The 17925-nt window shown below is 67.2% G+C and carries 21 protein-coding genes and 1 pseudogene; 16 read left to right on the forward strand and 6 right to left on the reverse strand.

What is annotated here, in order from left to right; genetic code table 11:
• Positions 1 to 2 precede the first annotated feature (2 nt).
• Together AB0K11_RS26840 and AB0K11_RS26845 are read left to right on the forward strand one after the other, a co-directional pair.
• Positions 3 to 833, forward strand: coding sequence for a TauD/TfdA family dioxygenase (locus AB0K11_RS26840; RefSeq protein WP_364984490.1), 831 nt, complete (start codon positions 3 to 5; stop codon positions 831 to 833).
• The gene (locus tag AB0K11_RS26845) at positions 830 to 1690 is read left to right on the forward strand and encodes a TIGR03619 family F420-dependent LLM class oxidoreductase (RefSeq protein WP_364984492.1); all 861 of its coding nucleotides are present in this window, start codon (positions 830 to 832) and stop codon (positions 1688 to 1690) included. Before AB0K11_RS26840 ends, AB0K11_RS26845 begins: the two co-directional genes overlap by 4 nt.
• A gap of 9 nt (positions 1691 to 1699) precedes the next feature.
• On the opposite strand, the gene AB0K11_RS26850 is transcribed toward AB0K11_RS26845, so the two are convergent.
• Both AB0K11_RS26850 and AB0K11_RS26855 read right to left on the reverse strand, forming a co-directional pair.
• Entirely contained in the window at positions 1700 to 2479 is a 780-nt protein-coding gene (locus AB0K11_RS26850) for an emopamil-binding protein (RefSeq protein ID WP_364984494.1), read from the reverse strand.
• 1 nt (position 2480) lies between these two features.
• Positions 2481 to 3938, reverse strand: a complete 1458-nt coding sequence (locus tag AB0K11_RS26855; RefSeq protein WP_364984496.1) for an aldehyde dehydrogenase — start codon at positions 3936 to 3938, stop codon at positions 2481 to 2483.
• Between the two features lie 191 nt (positions 3939 to 4129).
• Here AB0K11_RS26855 and AB0K11_RS26860 point away from each other — a divergent pair, with 191 nt between their 5' ends.
• The 13 genes from AB0K11_RS26860 to AB0K11_RS26920 all read left to right on the forward strand — a co-directional run bounded on the left by AB0K11_RS26860 (position 4130) and on the right by AB0K11_RS26920 (position 14311).
• Positions 4130 to 5395 carry an aromatic ring-hydroxylating dioxygenase subunit alpha gene (locus AB0K11_RS26860; RefSeq protein WP_364984498.1) on the forward strand — a complete coding sequence of 422 codons (1266 nt, stop codon included), beginning with the start codon at positions 4130 to 4132 and terminating at the stop codon, positions 5393 to 5395.
• Positions 5396 to 5417: 22 nt separating this feature from the next.
• Entirely contained in the window at positions 5418 to 5747 is a 330-nt protein-coding gene (locus AB0K11_RS26865; protein WP_364984824.1) for a hypothetical protein, read from the forward strand.
• Entirely contained in the window at positions 5744 to 7024 is a 1281-nt protein-coding gene (locus tag AB0K11_RS26870) for an amidohydrolase family protein (protein WP_364984500.1), read from the forward strand. The genes AB0K11_RS26865 and AB0K11_RS26870 overlap by 4 nt, the downstream gene beginning before the upstream one ends.
• 36 nt (positions 7025 to 7060) lie before the next feature.
• Positions 7061 to 7513, forward strand: a complete 453-nt coding sequence (locus AB0K11_RS26875; RefSeq protein WP_269893509.1) for a MarR family transcriptional regulator — start codon at positions 7061 to 7063, stop codon at positions 7511 to 7513.
• A gap of 56 nt (positions 7514 to 7569) precedes the next feature.
• On the forward strand, positions 7570 to 8604 hold the full coding sequence (locus tag AB0K11_RS26880; RefSeq protein WP_364984503.1) for a ferredoxin--NADP reductase: 1035 nt from the start codon (positions 7570 to 7572) through the stop codon (positions 8602 to 8604).
• A gap of 14 nt (positions 8605 to 8618) precedes the next feature.
• A complete protein-coding gene (locus tag AB0K11_RS26885) occupies positions 8619 to 9362 on the forward strand; it encodes an SDR family NAD(P)-dependent oxidoreductase (RefSeq protein WP_364984505.1) in 744 nt (247 codons plus the stop codon).
• 63 nt (positions 9363 to 9425) lie between these two features.
• Positions 9426 to 10685: an aromatic ring-hydroxylating dioxygenase subunit alpha gene (locus AB0K11_RS26890; protein ID WP_364984507.1), complete on the forward strand. Its 1260-nt coding sequence runs from the start codon at positions 9426 to 9428 to the stop codon at positions 10683 to 10685.
• Between the two features lie 2 nt (positions 10686 to 10687).
• The gene (locus tag AB0K11_RS26895; RefSeq protein WP_364984509.1) at positions 10688 to 11023 is read left to right on the forward strand and encodes a hypothetical protein; all 336 of its coding nucleotides are present in this window, start codon (positions 10688 to 10690) and stop codon (positions 11021 to 11023) included.
• Between the two features lie 14 nt (positions 11024 to 11037).
• Entirely contained in the window at positions 11038 to 11883 is an 846-nt protein-coding gene (locus AB0K11_RS26900; RefSeq protein ID WP_364984511.1) for a TauD/TfdA family dioxygenase, read from the forward strand.
• Positions 11880 to 12446, forward strand: a complete 567-nt coding sequence (locus tag AB0K11_RS26905) for a carboxymuconolactone decarboxylase family protein (protein WP_364984513.1) — start codon at positions 11880 to 11882, stop codon at positions 12444 to 12446. The genes AB0K11_RS26900 and AB0K11_RS26905 overlap by 4 nt, the downstream gene beginning before the upstream one ends.
• Before the next feature lie 76 nt (positions 12447 to 12522).
• Positions 12523 to 13803: a cytochrome P450 gene (locus AB0K11_RS26910; RefSeq protein ID WP_364984515.1), complete on the forward strand. Its 1281-nt coding sequence runs from the start codon at positions 12523 to 12525 to the stop codon at positions 13801 to 13803.
• Positions 13803 to 13994, forward strand: a complete 192-nt coding sequence (locus AB0K11_RS26915; RefSeq protein ID WP_364984518.1) for a ferredoxin — start codon at positions 13803 to 13805, stop codon at positions 13992 to 13994. The genes AB0K11_RS26910 and AB0K11_RS26915 overlap by 1 nt, the downstream gene beginning before the upstream one ends.
• Positions 13995 to 14026: 32 nt before the next feature.
• Positions 14027 to 14311, forward strand: coding sequence for a DUF1330 domain-containing protein (locus AB0K11_RS26920; protein WP_364984520.1), 285 nt, complete (start codon positions 14027 to 14029; stop codon positions 14309 to 14311).
• A 7-nt stretch (positions 14312 to 14318) separates the two neighbouring features.
• On the opposite strand, the gene AB0K11_RS26925 is transcribed toward AB0K11_RS26920, so the two are convergent.
• Complete coding sequence (locus AB0K11_RS26925; protein WP_364984522.1) at positions 14319 to 14936, reverse strand: TetR/AcrR family transcriptional regulator; 618 nt, start codon at positions 14934 to 14936, stop codon at positions 14319 to 14321.
• A 46-nt stretch (positions 14937 to 14982) separates the two neighbouring features.
• The gene (locus tag AB0K11_RS26930) at positions 14983 to 15891 is read right to left on the reverse strand and encodes an alpha/beta hydrolase (RefSeq protein WP_364984524.1); all 909 of its coding nucleotides are present in this window, start codon (positions 15889 to 15891) and stop codon (positions 14983 to 14985) included.
• Positions 15892 to 16069: 178 nt separating this feature from the next.
• On the opposite strand from AB0K11_RS26930, the pseudogene AB0K11_RS26935 reads away from it, so the two are divergent.
• A pseudogene (locus tag AB0K11_RS26935) lies at positions 16070 to 16636 on the forward strand (dihydrofolate reductase family protein).
• A gap of 142 nt (positions 16637 to 16778) precedes the next feature.
• Here the strand turns inward: AB0K11_RS26935 and AB0K11_RS26940 are convergent.
• Positions 16779 to 17378, reverse strand: a complete 600-nt coding sequence (locus tag AB0K11_RS26940) for a TetR family transcriptional regulator (RefSeq protein ID WP_364984526.1) — start codon at positions 17376 to 17378, stop codon at positions 16779 to 16781.
• 4 nt (positions 17379 to 17382) lie between these two features.
• Positions 17383 to 17874 (reverse strand): hypothetical protein, encoded by a 492-nt coding sequence (locus AB0K11_RS26945; RefSeq protein WP_364984528.1) that lies wholly within the window; start codon positions 17872 to 17874, stop codon positions 17383 to 17385.
• Positions 17875 to 17925: the final 51 nt, after the last annotated feature.

A 17925-nucleotide genomic window follows, 5' to 3' on the forward strand; every position in this document is an offset into this window, starting at 1 on the left:
ACATGAGCACCGCCGCCGATCAATTGCAGATCCGCGACCTCACCCCGCGGATCGGCAGTGAGATCACCACCGATGTCGAGACACTGCTCAGCGGGCGGGCGGCAGCGCAGATTCGCGCCACGCTCGAGCAGCGCGGAGTGATCTTCTTCCGGGGCCTGGAGATCACCGACCAGCAGCAGGTGGCGATCGCCGCAACGCTGGGCACCGTGGTGGCAGGAGAGGGCCAGGACGGCATCTACAAGATCTCGCTGGACGACACGGTGAACCAGCGCGCGAAATATCTGAAGGGCTCGTTGTTCTGGCACTTCGACGGCTCGCTGCAGCCCTACCCGAACCTGGCGACACTGCTGCGGGGGGTGACGCTTTCGGATACCGGCGGACAGACCGAGTTCTGCAACACCTACGCCGCCTACGACGACCTTCCGCAGCCGGAGAAGGACCGGATCGCCGACCTGCGGGTGGTGCACAGCGCGGAACGGTCGCAGTACTACGTGACACCCGAGATGAGCTACGACGAGATCGCGTTCTGGCAGGAATCGGCGACGAAGGAATGTCCCGTCGTCTGGACACACCGGTCCGGACGCAGGTCGCTGCTGTTGGGCGCCACGGCCGATTACATTCAGGGCATGCCGGTGGAGCAGAGTCGCGCACTGCTTGCCCGACTCCGTGATTGGGCGACGCAGCCGCAGTACGTCTACCGGCACGACTGGCAGGTGGGGGACCTGCTGATCTGGGACAACACCGGCACCATGCACCGGGCCCTGCCGTACGCCGCGGACAGCGGCCGCCTCATGCACCGCACGATCCTGGCGGGGGAGGAGCCGCTGCGGTGAAGCTCGGCATCGCCACGCCGGTGGTCACCAATGTCGCGGGCGCCCCGCTGGGGTGGGAGCGAGACGCCGGGATCGAGGCTATCGGGCGGGTCGCCGAGGCCGCGGATCAGCTGGGCTACCACCACATGACGTGCAGCGAGCACATCGGCCTTCCTGCCGCCGAGACCGGTCGCCGTGGCGCCCGCTACTGGGATCCGCTCGCCACCTTCGGTTACGCGGCGGCCCGCACGCATCGGATCCGGTTCGCCACCATGACCCTGGTGCTGGGCTACCACCATCCGCTGGCCGTCGTGAAGCGCTACGGCACACTGGATCACGTCAGTGGCGGCAGGTTGATACTCGGCGTCGGCGTGGGCTCTCTGAAGGAGGAGTTCGATCTGCTCGGCGCGCCATTCGCCGATCGCGGTGCCCGTGCCGACGATGCCCTGCGGGCGTTGCGGGCGGCGCTGCCGAGTAACGAACCGGCCTATGACGGTGAGTTCTACTCGTTCGGTGGGCTGACCGTCGATCCGTGCGCGCTTCAGCCGCAGGTGCCGATCTGGGTGGGAGGCCGCACCAAGCGGTCCCTGCGGCGGGCGGTCACGCTCGCCGACGGATGGTGTCCCTACTACGTCTCCGCCGCGCAGGCCGCCGAATGGCTGGACGACGTGGAGTCACCGCCGGATTTCGAGGTCGTCATGCCCGCCGAACGCGCGCTCGACCCGGTGGGGGAGCCTGATGCGACGCGGCAGGCGCTGGCTGCGCTGGCCGCCTGCGGCACGACGACCCTCTCCGCGCGCTTCGTCCATCGCTCACTCGAGCACTACCTCGAGCAGCTGCACGCACTCACCGAACTGAACAGCCGCGAAACGACCTGAGCCGCAAGCTCAGCCAGCGCGGGTTCGGGTGCCGGCCCGGCGCGTCAGGTAGTCGATCTGCAGGTGGATCGAGTAGAGCACCAGCGGCGGAAGCACGATGAACGGCACGTTCTCGGCGATGAACTTGAACCAGAGGCCGTAGGCGCCCTGACCGATGTTCTCGAAGCCGGCGCCCACCTCCGCCAGGAAGTACACGGCGGTGCTGCTCATCAGGATCGCGCATCCCACGAAGGCGAACCAGAGGCAGCGGATCCGCGCTTCGTCGGACAGGGTGGTCCGGACGAGTCGGGTCCACATCACGAACACCATGGTGCCGGTGAGCACCCCGACCACCTCGAGGGCGAAGATCCACGTGTTGCCGCTGACATACCGGGTGTCGGCCAGCGCGTACTGCCACCACAACCACTTCCACCCGGGGTCGTCGGTGGGTGTCCAGAGGCCGAGCGGATGGCCGATGAGGAACATCAGCTCGTAGCCGATCTGGCTGCATGCGGTGTAGGGCAGGTAGAACAACGTCAATTCGGCGGCCTTGTCGAGGCGGGTCCGCCGTTCGCCCGGTGCATCCCAGAGCAGGACGAAGGGCAGCAGGATCACCGGGATGCCGAACAACATGTTGGCGATGACGTCCACCGCGAAACTCGGCGGGATCAGGCCGACGCCGACGCCGATCGTCATCCCGACGAACATCACCGTGGTGAAGATGGCTGTGGCCGAATATATCCGGAGCCGGTGCGGCGCCCATGGCTTTGCGAAATTCGTTTCGTGGCCGGTGATCGCGTCGGTGGACAACTCAGGCTCCCTTGCTCGCCGCTGCCACGGCGATGGATTTCGTGTCGGTGTAGCCGTCGATCCCCTCGCGGCCGAGTTCGCGGCCGTAACCACTGGCCTTCACGCCACCGAACGGGGCGAACGGGTCCATCGGGTACCCCTGGTTGACGCCGAACGTGCCGGTGCGGATGCGTGCGGCGATGTCGACGCCGGCGTCTGTGTCGTCGGTCCACACCGAGCCGGCCAGGCCGTAGTCCGAGTCGTTGGCGATCGCCACGGCCTGCTCGACACCCGAATAGGGCAGCACCGTCAGCACCGGGCCGAAGATCTCCTCGCGGGCGATGCGCATCGAGTTGTCGGCGTCGGCGAACAGCGTCGGCCGGACGTACCAGCCGCGGTCCAGGCCGTCGGGCATCTCGGCGCCGCCGACCACGAGACGGGCGCCGTCACGGGTTCCGGCCTCGATGTATCCGCGCACCCGTTCCTGCTGGCGCTGCGCCACGAGGGGGCCCACCTGCGTCGCGCTGTCGGAGGGGTCGCCGACCATCAGTGCGCTCATCTCGGCGGCGAGTGCGTCGGTGTATTCCGCGGCGCGCGCGGCGGGCACCAGGACGCGGGTGAGCGCGTTGCAGATCTGTCCGCTGTTGGACAGGCTGGCCGAGCGCACACCCGCCGCGACCGCACCCGGGTCGGCGTCGTCGAGCACGATCGCCGCCGACTTGCCGCCCAGTTCGAGGCTGACCCGACGCAGATCTCCGGCGCACGCGGCGGCGACGGCCCGGCCCGCCGGGGTCGACCCGGTGAACGACACCTTGTCCACCCCGCGGTGGCGCACCAGGTGCTCGCCCACGGTTCCGTCGCCCGGCAGGATGCCGACCACCCCGGGCGGCAGGTCGGACTCGGCGATGATCTCGGCGAGCAGCAGGGCGTTGAGCGGCGACTCCGGTGCGGGTTTGACCACGACGGTGCACCCCGCGAGCAGCGCCGGGATCAGCTTGGTGACGATGAGGAACTGGGGCATGTTCCACGGCACGATCGCGGCGACCACGCCCACCGGCTCACGCCGGATGTGGATGTCGGAGCCGTAGCGGCCCGGCCTGTCCTCCCGCCACGGGTACGTCTCGGCGAGGTCGGCGAACGCGCCGATCATCGACCACGGCAGCGCGACCTGCGCGCGCTGGGAGAAGCTGATCGGGGCGCCGATCTCGGTGGTGATGAGCTCGGCCATCTCGGTGCGGCGCTGCTCGTAGGTCTTGGCGAGCCGGCGCACCGCCTCGATGCGCTCGGCGGGCTCGGTGGTCGGCCACGGGCCGCTGTCGAACGCCACGCGCGCCGCGGTGACCGCGAGGTCCACGTCGGCGGGCGCCGCGGCGGCGACGCTCGCGACGACCTGCTCGGTGTGCGGTGAGACGACCTCGATCCGCCCGTCGGTGCTGGGCGTGCGCCAGGTCCCGCCGATGAACAGTTCGTCATACCGCACGCCGCGCGCTCCATTCCGTGGTCGGCAATATCAACTACTTGCGATTGCCCGGTCGAGCATATACCGTCGGCACTGTCGGTTCCTAGAAATCGCCCAAAAAGCCGCTGTGCGTGGCGGTTTGCCTACACAATCAAGTCGGCGCCTCGAAGGCGGGCGGCCTGGGGCGGATCGACAACCGAGGAGGAGACGATATGGCCCGGTTTCCGAAGCCGCCGGAAGGCAGCTGGACACAGCACTATCCGCAGCTGGGCACCGGGCCGGTGTCCTATGAGGACTCGATCGATCCGCAGTTCTACGAGATCGAGCGCAAGGCGGTGTTCAAGCGCGCCTGGCTGAACGTCGGCCGGGTGGAGCAGGTGCCGCGCAAGGGCAGCTACTTCACCAAGGAGCTCAAGGTCGTCAACACGTCGATCATCGTCGTGCGGACCGGCAAGGGCGAGGTGAAGGCGTATCACAACATCTGCAGGCACCGGGGCAACAAGCTGGTGTGGAACGACATGCCGCTCGAGGAGACCAGCGGGGTCTGCCGCCAGTTCACCTGCAAGTACCACGCCTGGCGCTACGACCTCGAGGGCAACCTGACCTTCGTGCAGCAGGAGGGGGAGTTCTTCGACCTCGACAAGAGTCAGTACGGATTGGTGCCGGTGCACTGCGACGTCTGGGAAGGCTTCATCTTCGTCAACTTCGCGAAGGAACCCGAGCAGCCGCTACGGGACTTCCTCGGACCCATGATCACCAACCTCGGAGGCTATCCGTTCGACAAGATGACCTCCCGCTTCCAGTACCGCTCAGAGGTCAAGGCGAACTGGAAGCTCTACATGGATGCGTTCCAGGAGTTCTATCACGCACCCGTACTGCATGCGAACCAGTCGCCCACCGCCTACTCGAAGGCGGCGGCCGAGGCGGGATTCGAAGCGCCGCACTATCGGATCGAAGGTCCGCACCGGCTCGTGAGCACGTCCGGTGTCCGGGCCTGGGAGATGGCCGACGAGATGCGCAAGCCGATCGAGGACATCTGCCAGAGCGGGCTTTTCGGGCCATGGGACGCGCAGGATCTGGGGCAGATGCCGCCGGGGCTCAACCCGGCGAAGTGCGATCCGTGGGGACTGGACTCGTTCCAGCTCTTCCCCAATTTCGTCATCCTGTTCTGGGGGCAGGGCTGGTACCTGACCTACCACTACTGGCCGACGTCGCACAACACCCACATCTTCGAGGGCACCGTGTACTTCCCGCAGCCGCGCACCCCCCGCGAGCGCATCGCCCAGGAGCTGGCCGCGGTGTCCTTCAAGGAATACGGCCTGCAGGACGCCAACACCCTGGAGGCCACCCAGACCATGGTCGAGTCCCGCGTGCTCGACGACTTCCTGCTCTGTGACCAGGAGGTGCTGATCCGCCACCTGCACACCGAGACGGCCGCCTGGGTCGAGGACTACCAGCGCAAGACAGCGGAGGTGTGAGGTGACGACAGCCGAAGCGGGCGTGACGAGCAAACTGCCGCCCGAATTCGCCGACCTCGAGCCGTATTCCGATTGGTGCCTGGGCACCGAGGCGGAGCGCTACGACAAGCGGTTGAGCAGTTCGATGCGTGACATGCAGGCGTTCTACGACGCGGTCACCGCGCGTGCGGAGGAGGCGATCGCCTACTGCGACAAGTTCAGCCTCGACGATCTGCCCGAGGACGTGCTCAACCTGATGCATCTGCTGTACTCGATGATCCAGGTGTCGTTCCCGGTCGAGTGCTGGAAGCAGCCGAAGGTGCCCGACACCGGGGCCACCAGCCTCGACTGCGTCGTCGAACCGGTGCCGTGACCGACGGGTCATCCGGTGCCGGCCCGACCGTCCTGAGGGCGGCGCGGTGGGCCGACGTCGCGGCCGGCGAGGTGCGCTCACCGGGCGTCGTCGTCGTCGACGGGAACCGGATCCAGGCGGTGAATCCCGAGCGGGTCCCGGAGGACCCGGCCCAGGACATCGACCTCGGGGACGTCACCCTGCTCCCCGGTCTGATGGACATGGAGCTCAACCTGCTGATCGGCGGCCCAGGCGGTCCGGAAGGCCTGCCCAGCCCGATGCACGGGGTGCAGGACGACCCCGCCTACCGCACGCTGCGGGGCGCGGTGAACGCCCGCACCACGCTGGACGCCGGCTTCACCACCGTCCGCAATCTCGGGCTGATGGTGAAGACCGGCGGCTACCTGCTCGACGTGGCACTGCAGCGCGCCATCGAGCAGGGGTGGCATCCGGGCCCCCGCATCTATCCGGCCGGGCATGCCGTGACGCCCTACGGCGGGCACCTCGACCCGACCGTGTTCCAGCGCCTCGCGCCCGGGATCATGCCGCTCTCGGTGGCCGAGGGCATCGCGAACGGCGTGGACGAGGTGCGCGCCTGCGTGCGGTATCAGATCCGCCACGGCGCCAAGCTGATCAAGGTGTCGGCGTCCGGCGGCGTGATGTCACACAGCACCGCGCCCGGCGCACAGCAGTACTCCGACGACGAGTTCGCCGCGATCGCCGACGAGGCACATCGCGCAGGGGTCCGGGTGGCCGCACATGCGGTGGGGGACACAGCCGTTCGCGCGTGCATCCGGGCCGGCATCGACTGCATCGAACACGGCTTCCTGGCCAGTGACGACACCATCCAGATGATGGTGGACCACGGGACCTTCCTGGTGTCCACGACCTACCTGACCGAGGCGATGGCCGTCGACCGCATCGCGCCGGAACTGCGTCGCAAGGCCGAGGAGGTGTTCCCGCGGGCGCAGGCCATGCTCCCGAAGGCGATCGCGGCCGGGGTGCGCATCGCCTGCGGCACCGACGCGCCCGCGGTCCCGCACGGCCAGAACGCCAAGGAACTGCGCGCGTTGGTGGCGCGCGGGATGACGCCCATGCAGGCCCTGCGCGCGGCGACGATCACCAGTGCCGAGCTCATCGACGCCGACGACGAACTCGGCCGCATCGCCCCGGGCTACCTCGCCGATCTCATCGCCGTACCCGGTGACCCGTCCTCGGACATCTCCACCACGCTCGATGTGCGCTTCGTGATGAAGGACGGCCGCGTCCACAAGCGCGTCGGATCGCCTGAGAGCTAACGTCGAGCGCACCGAAGAGCGATCGGAGAGGCTGGCATGGAGCAGACCGACAACATCCTGTGGCTGCTCAAACAAGCCTGGTACTTCTCGCTGACGTCGGTGAACGACGCGGTGAGCGAGCACGGGGTGAGCACCGCCCAGATCGGCGTGCTGCGCCAGCTCTCCGACGAACCCGGCCTGTCCGGCGCGGAGCTGGCCCGGCGGCTGCTCATCAGCCCCCAGGGTGTGCAGCTGGCGCTGACCGCGCTCGAGAAGCGGGGGCTGGTGCAACGCAAACAGGATCCGCAGCACGGCCGGATCCTGCAGGCGTTCCTCACCGACCAGGGCCGCAAGGTCGCCGCGGCCGTGGTGAACGACGCCATCGCCGCGCACGACCGGGTGTTCGGCGTGCTGACCAAGGCCGAACAGGACACGTTGCGCCAGCTGCTGAGCCGCGTCGTCGAACAGGGCACAGGCCACGAGATGCGCATCGATCACGTCGACGAGTAGCGGCCATGTATCAGGTACTTGAGATTAATGACAAGTACTTGATATCATTGGCGACGATGAGCGAGCACACCGATTCGGACGGCTTTGCCGCACTACGCATCAAGCGGATAGTGCGCGAGACCTCCGACGCCGTGTCACTGGTGCTGGACGTGCCGGAGCACTGCTCCTCACGCTTCCGGTACCAGGCCGGTCAGTTCCTGACGCTGCGGGTCACCGTCGACGGCCGTGAACTACGTCGCTGCTACTCCATGTCGTCGGCGCCGGTCGAGGACGATCTGCAGATCACCGTCAAACGCGACCCCGGCGGGCTGGTGTCGAACTGGCTCAACGACACCGCGGCCGAGGGCGCAGAGATCCACGCCGCCCCGCCCGAGGGACGATTCCTGTTGCGCGAGAACGGCGACGCCATCGTCGCCTTCGCGGGCGGCAGCGGGATCACCCCGATCATGTCGCTGATCCGCACGGCACTGGCGACGACGTCGCGACCGATCCGGCTGCTCTACGCCAACCGCAGCCGCGACGGCGTCATCTTCGCGGACGCTCTGAACCGCCTGGCCGAGAAGCATGCCGATCGGCTGTCGGTGACCCACCACTTCGACGACGACCGCGGTGTCGTCACGAAATCCGCCATCGAGTCCTTCCTCGACAACCTCACCGACGGTGCCGACCACTACATCTGCGGGCCGGGTCCGTTCATGGACGCCGTTGAGGCGACCGTCCTCGGGACCGGTGCGCCACGTGACCGGGTGCACCTCGAGCGCTTCACCGTAGCGGTGGACGAAGCCGAGGCGGCCGGTGCGGCGGAATCGTCCCAGGCCACCGAACAGGTGGTCATCGAACTCGACCGGCAGACCACCACGGCGGAGTACCGGGCGGGAAACACCCTGCTGCAGACGGCGCGGACGGCGGGGCTGCGCGCGCCGGCGTCGTGCGAGACGGGCTCCTGCGGAACCTGCATGGCACGGATCGTCGACGGAAGCGCGCGGATGCTCAACAACGACGCGCTCGACGACGACGAGGTCGCCGAGGGCTGGGTGCTGACCTGCCAGTCGCTGCCCACCAGCCGCACGGTCCACGTGGTCTACGAGTAGGAACGAGGTAACACATGGCACGGGTGGCGGTGGTGACCGGCGGTGCGTCGGGCATGGGAGAGTCGACGTGTCACGAACTCGGGAGGCGCGGCCACCGGGTGGCCGTACTCGACCTCGACGGCGATGCGGCGCAGCGGGTCGCCGAAGAACTACGCGCCGAGGGGGTGACCGCGCTCGGCTTGGCCGCGGACGTCTCGGACCGAGCCGCGGTCGAGGAGGCGTTCGCCAAGGTCCGCAGCGAACTGGGGCCGGTGCACATCCTGGTCACCAGCGCGGGCCTGGTGGACTGGGCGCCGTTCGTCGAGATGACGGTCGAAGCGTGGCAGCGGCTCATCGACGTCAACCTCACCGGTACGTTCCACTGCTGTCAGGTGGCCATACCGGACATGCTCGAGGCGGGGTGGGGCCGCATCGTGATGATCTCCTCGTCGAGTGCGCAGCGCGGATCGCCAGGGATGGCGCACTACGCCTCGTCCAAGGGCGCCCTGCTTTCCCTGACCCGCTCGCTGGCCCGCGAATTCGGTGCGCTGGGCATCACCGTCAACAACGTCCCGCCATCGGGCATCGAGACACCGATGCAGCACAAGTCCCAGGCCGCCGGCCTCTTGCCGCCGAACGAGCAGATGGCCGCGAGCATCCCGGTCGGTCATCTCGGCACAGGTGACGACATCGCCGCCGCGGTCGGCTTCCTGTGCTCGGAGGAGGCCGGCTTCATCACCGGCCAGACCCTGGGTGTCAACGGCGGATCGGTGATGTGATGCCGCGGGGGATCGGCCATCAGGCGAAGAGCACGGAAACGCAACCACGACAGGGAGGTTCGCATGGCTAAGTGGCCCAAGCCCGCGGAAGGCAGCTGGACCGAGCACTATCCGGAACTGGGCACTGGGCCGGTGTCGTTCCGCGATTCCACCTCGCCGGAGTTCTACGAACTCGAGCGGGAGGCGATCTTCAAGCGCGCCTGGCTCAACGTCGCGCGCGTCGAGGAACTGCCGCGGGTGGGCAGCTACCTCACCAAGGAGATCCACGCGGCGAACACGTCGGTGATCGTGGTCAAGGGCCGCGACGAGCAGATCCGGGCCTTCTACAACATCTGCCGCCATCGCGGAAACAAGCTGGTGTGGAACGACTTCCCCAGCGAGGAGGTCAAGGGCGCCTGCCGGCAGTTCACCTGCAAGTACCACGGCTGGCGCTACGGTCTGGACGGCGAGCTGAAGTTCGTGCAGCAGCCCGGCGAGTTCTTCGACCTCGACACCACGAAGTACGGCCTGGCACCGGTGCACTGCGATGTGTGGAACGGCTTCGTGTTCATCAACCTCGACCCCGAACCGCGCCAGAGCCTGCGTGAGTTCCTCGGGCCGATGATCACCGCGCTGGACGACTACCCGTTCGAATTGATGACCGAGCGTTACGACTTCGTCGCGCACAACAACAGCAACTGGAAGATCTTCGCCGACGCCTTCCAGGAGTACTACCACGTGCCGTCGCTGCACAGCCAGCAGGTGCCCACGGAGGTGCGCCAACCCAACCAGACCTTCGAGTGCGGTCACTTCCAGATCGACGGGCCGCACCGGCTGGTGTCCACGGCGGGCACCCGTCGCTGGCTGCTCGCCCCGGAATACATGTATCCGGTGGAGCGCGCCACCCGCAGCGGTCTGGTGGGCCCCTGGCGCACACCGGAGACGCACTTCTCTGCGGGGCTCAACCCGGGCGGCATCGAACCGTGGGGCATCACCAACTTCCAGATCTTCCCCAACCTGGAGATCCTGATCTACCACGGCTGGTACCTGCTGTACCGCTACTGGCCGACGTCGCACAACACGCACAAGTTCGAGGCCTACAACGCCTTTCACCCGGCCCGCACCGTGCGCGAACGCGTCGAGCACGAGGTCGCCTCGGTGGTGCTCAAGGAGTTCGCGCTGCAGGACGCAGGCATGCTCGGCGGTACACAGGCGGCCCTGGAGTACGACGTGGTCGAGGACTATCCGCTCAACGACCAGGAGATCCTCGTCCGCCACCTGCACAAGGTGGCCGTCGACTGGGTCGAGGAGTACAAGAGCGAGCGCTCACCGGTGGGGGTCTGATCATGGCCGGGTCGCGACTGCCCAGTGCGTTCGCCGAATTCGAACCGTTCGCCGAGAAATGGTGCCTGGCCACCGAACCCGAGCGCTGGGAGGCCCGGCTGAGCACCCCGATGCCGGAGATCCGCAGGTTCTACGACGCGTTCTCCCCGCGGTTCGAGGAGGCGATCGACTTCTGCGACAAGTTTCCGCTCGACGACGTCCCCGACGACGTGCTCAACCTGCTGCACCTCATCTATTCGATGGTCATGGTCTCGATGGCCGTCGAGGTCTTCGGTACCCAGAAACCCGCCGACTCCGCCGACGCTGTGATCGACCGCGTCAGCGCGCCGGTGCCCTGACAGACAGGACACGCATGACCCTTCTGACGATCAACAAGCTGACCGAATCGGTGGGCGCCGAGGTGACCGGTGTCGATCCGGACCGGTTGGCCGGTGACGACTCGCTGGGCGAGGCGGTGCTCGAGGCGCTGGAGGACAACGGCGTACTGGTGTTCCCCGGTCTGGGGTTGCAGCCCGAGGTGCAGGTCGAATTCTGCCGGCGGCTCGGCGGGATCGACCACTCCTCGGACGGGCACCATCCGGTGCCCGGCATCTACCCGGTGACGCTGGACAAGTCGAAGAACTCGTCGGCCGCCTATCTTCGCGCGACCTTCGACTGGCACATCGACGGCTGCACGCCGCTGAACGACGAGTGCCCGCAGAAGGCGACCGTGCTGTCGGCCAAGCAGGTGGCCGCGCGCGGCGGTGAGACGGAGTTCGCGAATTCCTACGCCGCATACGAGGCTTTCACCGACGAGGAGAAGGACCGCTTCGGGGCACTGCGGGTGGTGCACTCGCTGGAGGCCTCGCAGCGCCGGATCACTCCCGATCCCTCACCGGAGCAGGTCGCGAAGTGGCGGAGCCGTCCCACCCACGAGCACCCCCTGGTGTGGACGCACCGCAGCGGCCGGCGGTCGCTGGTGCTCGGCGCCTCGGCGGACCACGTCGTCGGCATGGATCTCGACGAGGGCCGCGCCCTGCTGGCCGAACTGCTCGACCGGGCGACGCAGCCCGGCCTGGTGTACAGCCACCGCTGGTCGGTCGGCGACACCGTGATCTGGGACAACAACGGTGTGCTGCACCGCGCGGCGCCGTACGACCCCGATTCTCCCCGGGAGATGTTGCGCACCACGGTGCTCGGCGACGAACCGATCCAGTGACCCGCCTTCCTCCGCTGCCGGACGGCGACTGGACCGAGGAGAGCCGTGCGGCGTTGCGGTCACTGTTGCCTGCCGAGCGTCGCAACGCCCGCGACGCGGGCAACGTGCTGTCCACGATGCTGCACCACCCCGGGCTCACCCACGCCTATCTCACGTTCAACGCCCATGTGCTGCGCGAGTCCACCCTCTCGGACCGGGTGCGCGAGATCGCGGTGCTGCGGGCGGTGCAGCGCCGTGGGTGCGACTACCTGTGGCACCACCACGTCCCGATCGCCCACCGCGCCGGCCTGACCGACGCCGAGATCGACGGTGTCCACGCCGGCACGCCTGCGGACGACACCGATCGGCTGGTGGTGACCGCGGTCGACGAACTGCACGACCGCGACGCCGTCACCGACGCCACGTGGCATGCGCTGGGACGGGTGTTCGACGACCGTCAACGGATGGACCTCGTTTTCACCGTCGGCTGCTACGACCTGCTGGCGACCGCGGTCAACACCTTCGAGATCCAGGACGAGGACGAGCCGGCGAACCGGGACGGGGCTACGCACTCCGCTCGTTGACGACGCGCAACCGGTGTGAAAACCTGATACGCAAAGATGAGAATCACATTCTCGCTAGATTTGAACGGAGTCACACATGGCGGAAGACCTCACGGCGGTCGACTTCTTCCGGGACGCGCGTGTGCTGGACGATCCGTACCCGTTCTACGACGCGCTGCGCAACAAGTGTCCGGTCAGCCGCGAGGACAAGTACGGCGTCACGATGGTGACGGGGTGGCAGGAAGCCGTCGACGTCTACAACGACGCGGACAGCTTCTCGTCCTGCATCTCGGTCACCGGACCGTTCCCCGGGTTTCCGGTGCCCCTCGACGGGCTGGAGAACTCCGATCTGACCGACCTCATCGTCGAGCACCGCGACGAGATCCCGTTCAGCGACCAGTTGCCGACGCTGGACCCGCCGACGCACACGAACCACCGCGCGCTCCTGATGCGGCTCATCACGCCCAAGCGTCTCAAGGAGAACGAAGACGCGATGTGGCAGCTCGCCGACGACATCCTCGACGACTTCCTCGCGCCGGGTGAAGGTGAGTTCATCAAGGGCTTCGCCGCGCCCTTCACGCTGCGGGTGATCGCCGATCTACTCGGTGTGCCCGAAGAGGACCGCGGCGAGTTGATCGAGCGGCTCGCCAGGGGCACCCACGGCAGCGGGCTGGGCAACGCGGACAAGACGCTGACCAAGACGCCGCTGGAGTACCTCTACGAGGTGTTCGCGACCTACGTCGAGGACCGTCGCCGCGAACCGCGCGACGATGTGCTGACGGGGCTGGCGACGGCGGCGTTCCCGGACGGGACGATGCCGGAGGTCGGCGACGTCGTGCGGGTGGCGACGAACGTCTTCTCGGCCGGCCAGGAGACCACGGTGCGGCTGCTGAGCACCGCGCTCAAGGTGATCGGCGATCAACCCGACGTCCAGCGCAAGCTGCGCGAGGATCGCAGCCTGCTGGGCAATTTCATCGAGGAGTGCCTGCGCATCGAGAGTCCGGTCAAGGGCGACTTCCGGATGTCGCGGGTGCCGACCACGGTGGGCGAGGAGGCCCTCGGCGCCGGGCGCACCGTGATGGTGATCAACGGTGCGGCCAACCGCGATCCGCGCCGCTTCGAGGATCCCGACAGCTTCGACCCCGAGCGCAAGAACGCCCGCCAGCACCTGGCATTCGGCCGGGGCATCCACAGCTGCCCGGGCGCCCCGCTCGCGCGTGCGGAGACCAGGGTGGGGCTCGAACGGCTGCTCGACCGCACCACCGACATCCGGATCTCGGAGGAGAAACACGGTCCGGTGGGGCAGCGGCGGTACTCCTACATCCCGACCTACATCCTTCGCGGCCTGACCGAATTGCACCTGGAGTTCGACCTCTGATGCGGGTCGCCGTCGACGAGGACCGCTGTGCCGGGCACGGGATGTGCCTGACGCTGTGCCCCGAGGTGTTCGACCTGACCGACGACGGGTGGGCGGCCGCGGATCCTCCCGATGTGCCTGCCGGGCTGGAGAAGGCGGCGCAGGAAGCGATCGACAACTGCCCGGAACGCGCCATCCACCTGATCGACTGACCGAAAACCCCCAAAGAGACAAGGACTCCGGCATGCCCAAGGGCTATGTGATCATCACCGAAGACGTCAAGGACGCGGCAGGCATGGCCGAGTACGGCAAGCTGGCCAGCCAGACGATGGCCAATGCGAAGGTGTTGGCCTTCGGACCTGCCACGGATGTCATCGAGGGGCAGTGGCACGGCACGCAGACGGTGCTCCTGGAGTTCGAATCGGTGGACGCCGCGAAGGAGTGGTACTACTCCGACCAGTACCAGGAGGCGCTCAAGCTGCGCCAGGCGGCGGCCGACTGCAACGGGGCCGTCTTCTCCGGCTTCTGAGTCGTCGCTACGCCTTCTCGGCGGCGACCACAGCCCGGTAACCCTGGCGGGCCAACGTGTTCCACAGCGCAGTGCCTATGCTGCTGTCGGAGACACCGACCTCCAGCGACGCGCCGACCAGTGCGCCCGTGCGCACCATCATCATCGCGCGCGCGGTGGGGTCGGCGTCGCCGTGTCCCATGTCGCGCAGCACGCCGGCCAGGAAATCGGTCACCCATTGGCGGTGACTGACCGCGAGCTGATGGGCCGGATGGCTGGGGTCGGCGAATTCCGCAGCGGCGTTGATGAACTCGCAGCCCCGGAAGCCGGGTATGTCGCGGTAGTCGTCGACCACATCGGCGATCGCGGTCAGTACCCGGGACGGCTCGTCGCAGAACTCGTCGCGCAGGGCCGACAGCGTCGCGCGGGACCGTTCCGCGCGGCGCTCCAGGTATGCCGCGATGAGGTGGTCCTTGGTCGGGAAGTGCTTGAAGAACGTCGCGCGGGCAACGCCCGCCTCCGACACCATTCTGTCGACTCCCACCGCCCGCACGCCGACGGAGAAGAACAGCGAGTCGGCGACGTCCAGTATCCGGTCGCGAGGGCTTCGCGCATCGGTGACCGTGCTGTGAGGCGGTGTCGTCACCCTTCCGAGACTAGTTGTCGGGGCAGCGCCTGCCATTGACGCGCGTTCACCCGGGGGAGTCGAGGAATTCGAGCAGCACCTGCCTCATCTCCTCGGGCTGTTCTTCGTAGATCCAGTGCCCCGACCCTGCGATGACCTTGGCAGTGACGTCGGACGCGTATTGCCGCACCTGGGTGGCGACGAAATCGCCGAGACTGCCGTCTGCGCCGATGGCCAGAACAGGCATGTCCAGCTTGGTCTTCCGGTAATCGGCGGTATCGGCCATGTCCTGCGGCAGTGTGCGGAACCACGCGAGATTGGCATTCAGATGCGCCGGATCGCTGAGGTATCGGGCATAGATCCCGATGTCCTCGGGTGTCACGGCGCCCTTCTTCGTCGCGATCGCGTCGACGAACTTCGAGATCCAGAGCTCCTCCCTGCCGGCGATGAGTTCCTCGGGGAACCCGTTCGGCAGTGTGAAGAATCCGAAGTGCCACGCGCCGGGGCCCTGCGGTGTCAGTGAGGGGAACGAGTAGATGCTGGGATCGGGAATCGGTGCTTCGCTGAGCACCAGCTTCGTCACCTCGTCGCGGTGGGTGGCCGCGTATGCGTAAGCGACCATGGTCCCGATGTCGTGACCGACGACTCTCACGTCCTTCTCGAGTCCCAGTTCGACGAGGAGGCCGTGGATGTCGGCTGCGAGCGTCTTCTTGTCATATCCACCAGGCGGCGCGTCACTGCCTCCCGCACCGCGAAGGCTGGGCGCCACCACGGTGTAGCGCTGTGCGAGGGCGGGCAGGACGTGGCGCCACTCGTACCACGTCTGTGGATAGCCGTGCAGCAGAACCACAGTCGGGCCACTTCCGCCGATCACGTAGTCGATCCCCACCTCGCCGACAGAGGTCTTGTCTCGGGTGAACCCGTCGGGGACGTGCTCGTGCGACGGCGCCGATTCGAGCGCGGACGATGACGACATGCTGACTCCCGTCGTGGGTAGACAGACCGATCTGTCTACCCGGGACGGTAGTGTCACCTCACCGCGTACACAAGTGCAGGCGCGCGCTCGCATGCCGCGCTGCCCGACCATGAAAAAAATCGACACCGTCTCGGTTGGCGGCGCGATGGGTTATGCCTTGTGATGCAGTGTGATTCGCTTGGGCAAACTCATCTATGGCTTCACCGTGTCGCTGGACGGGTGCATCGCCGACTCACAGGGTGACATCGACTGATCGGATCCGAGCGACGAACTGCACCAGTTCTGGAGCGACTTCGAGCGGGAAACCGCCCTGTCGATCTGCAGGCGGCGGCTCTACGACCTGGTATCCGCGTACTGGTCGACCGCCGACGAGGCCCCGGACGTCACCCCGGCCATCGTCGACTTCGCCCAGATCTGGCGATCATGCCCAAGGTCGTGTTCTCGCGCACGCTGTAATCCGTCGACTGGAACTTCCGCCTGGAACGCGGCGATCCGGTCGATGTGATGACGAAGCTGAAGGCCGAGACCGACGGCCAGCGGGAGGTGGCCGGCGCGAAGCTGGCCGCACCGATCGTGCAGGCGGGACTCGTGGACGAGTACCGGATCGTGGTCGCGCCCACCGCCGTGGGCGGCGGCACACCGTTCTTCCCGACACTGCCGTCATGGGGTCTCGCTGCGGCTGGTGGAGAACCGCACCTTCCCGTGCGGCACGGTCCTGCTGCGCTACGAGGCGAAACACGACTGATCGGACATGCACGGACGGGTGGCGTGGGGACGCGCCACGGGTTGATCAGCGCAGGACGCGCATCGGGACGTAAGGCCAGCCGGCGACGTTCTGCATCGCCACCGCCTGCAGTCGCCCCAGATCATTTCGTAGCGGGGGATGATCAACGCGGCGTTCGGATGCTCGACATGACGAGTTGGAGGTAGGGGCGGTAGAGGTCCTCGCCGCCGATGTGGCTGTCGAGGGTGATGCCGTCGTTGGCCGCCAGGACTACCCGGGCCAAGGTCTCGGCCTCGATGGTGAGGATGCCGCCGATACGAGCGACGTTCTTGCTGATGAACTCGCCCAGTGCGCGAACGGTTTCCAGACGTTGAGCCGCAACGCGTTCCCGCGCGTCGGGGTTGCGCAACAGGAACAAGGTCAGTTCGTAACCCAACGCCGCTCGGTCGGTGCCGCTGCTCAACTGGCGCCACCGCGCGGCCAACTCGTCGATGTCGACGTCGTCGAGGCGATGGAAGGACATCATCACTTCGGCGAAACCGTCGAGGAACCGCTGACGCTGACGGTCGACGACCGCGAGGAACAGCTTCTCCTTGGCGCCGAACTGTGAGTAGATCGCACCTCGGGTGAACCCCGCGGCGTCGGCGATCTCCTCGAGGGCAGCGCCGGTCAGGCCCTTCCTGGCGAAGACCTCCTCCGCGGCGTCCAACAAGATCTGGCGGATGTGCTCGGCACGGCGCTCTTTGGTCCATCGTTCGGCCACGGATCTATCTTCCCACCACCATCGGTGCCCGTGACCCGGCCCGAGTCTCGCTGTCGGCCCAGAAGTGCTCGCGATCTTCCACGCTCGAGGTCAGTCCGGCGGAGTAGAGCGCCTGGGCCTTGAACATCCGGGCCGCCGGGCTGAGGGCATGCGGCGCCGGGTGCCGGAAGCTGGTCCATCCGCTGTCGACCGGCTGTCCCCACACCAGGCGCTGATTGCGCAGTCCGAGCAGCGAACCGCGTTTCTGGGCCGCGGTAGCTGCACTGATCGCCGACAGCACGGTGCGGTTCTCCCGCTCCAGCTCGGGAATCCGGTTCTCCGCGCCGCCGGGAGACTCGACGTCGACTCCCAGGATGTCCAGTGCTCGTGAGTCGGCGGCGTCGTCGGTGATCACGACGACCTTCCACCCGGCGCGGCGGCAGTCGAACATCAGCCCGCCGGCATGGCGAACGGCCTCGGAGACGCTGTCGGTGACGACGTCGATTCGATAGCTCACGGTCAGCACCTTTCGAAATTCTATGTGATGTCCACCACGTTTATACATGCT

This window comes from Mycobacterium sp. NPDC050551 (genome assembly GCF_040674075.1).
Classification (GTDB): Bacteria; Actinomycetota; Actinomycetes; order Mycobacteriales; family Mycobacteriaceae; genus Mycobacterium.

Bases quoted from the DNA above. Each gene is read 5' to 3' on its own strand.
- AB0K11_RS26840 (WP_364984490.1), top strand. From the start codon at position 3: ATGAGCACCGCCGCCGATCAATTGCAGATCCGCGACCTCACCCCGCGG.
- AB0K11_RS26860 (WP_364984498.1), top strand. From the start codon at position 4,130: ATGGCCCGGTTTCCGAAGCCGCCGGAAGGCAGCTGGACACAGCACTAT.
- AB0K11_RS26875 (WP_269893509.1), top strand. From the start codon at position 7,061: ATGGAGCAGACCGACAACATCCTGTGGCTGCTCAAACAAGCCTGGTAC.
- AB0K11_RS26880 (WP_364984503.1), top strand. From the start codon at position 7,570: ATGAGCGAGCACACCGATTCGGACGGCTTTGCCGCACTACGCATCAAG.
- AB0K11_RS26885 (WP_364984505.1), top strand. From the start codon at position 8,619: ATGGCACGGGTGGCGGTGGTGACCGGCGGTGCGTCGGGCATGGGAGAG.
- AB0K11_RS26890 (WP_364984507.1), top strand. From the start codon at position 9,426: ATGGCTAAGTGGCCCAAGCCCGCGGAAGGCAGCTGGACCGAGCACTAT.
- AB0K11_RS26895 (WP_364984509.1), top strand. From the start codon at position 10,688: ATGGCCGGGTCGCGACTGCCCAGTGCGTTCGCCGAATTCGAACCGTTC.
- AB0K11_RS26900 (WP_364984511.1), top strand. From the start codon at position 11,038: ATGACCCTTCTGACGATCAACAAGCTGACCGAATCGGTGGGCGCCGAG.
- AB0K11_RS26910 (WP_364984515.1), top strand. From the start codon at position 12,523: ATGGCGGAAGACCTCACGGCGGTCGACTTCTTCCGGGACGCGCGTGTG.
- AB0K11_RS26915 (WP_364984518.1), top strand. From the start codon at position 13,803: ATGCGGGTCGCCGTCGACGAGGACCGCTGTGCCGGGCACGGGATGTGC.
- AB0K11_RS26920 (WP_364984520.1), top strand. From the start codon at position 14,027: ATGCCCAAGGGCTATGTGATCATCACCGAAGACGTCAAGGACGCGGCA.
- AB0K11_RS26930 (WP_364984524.1), bottom strand. From the start codon at position 15,891: ATGTCGTCATCGTCCGCGCTCGAATCGGCGCCGTCGCACGAGCACGTC.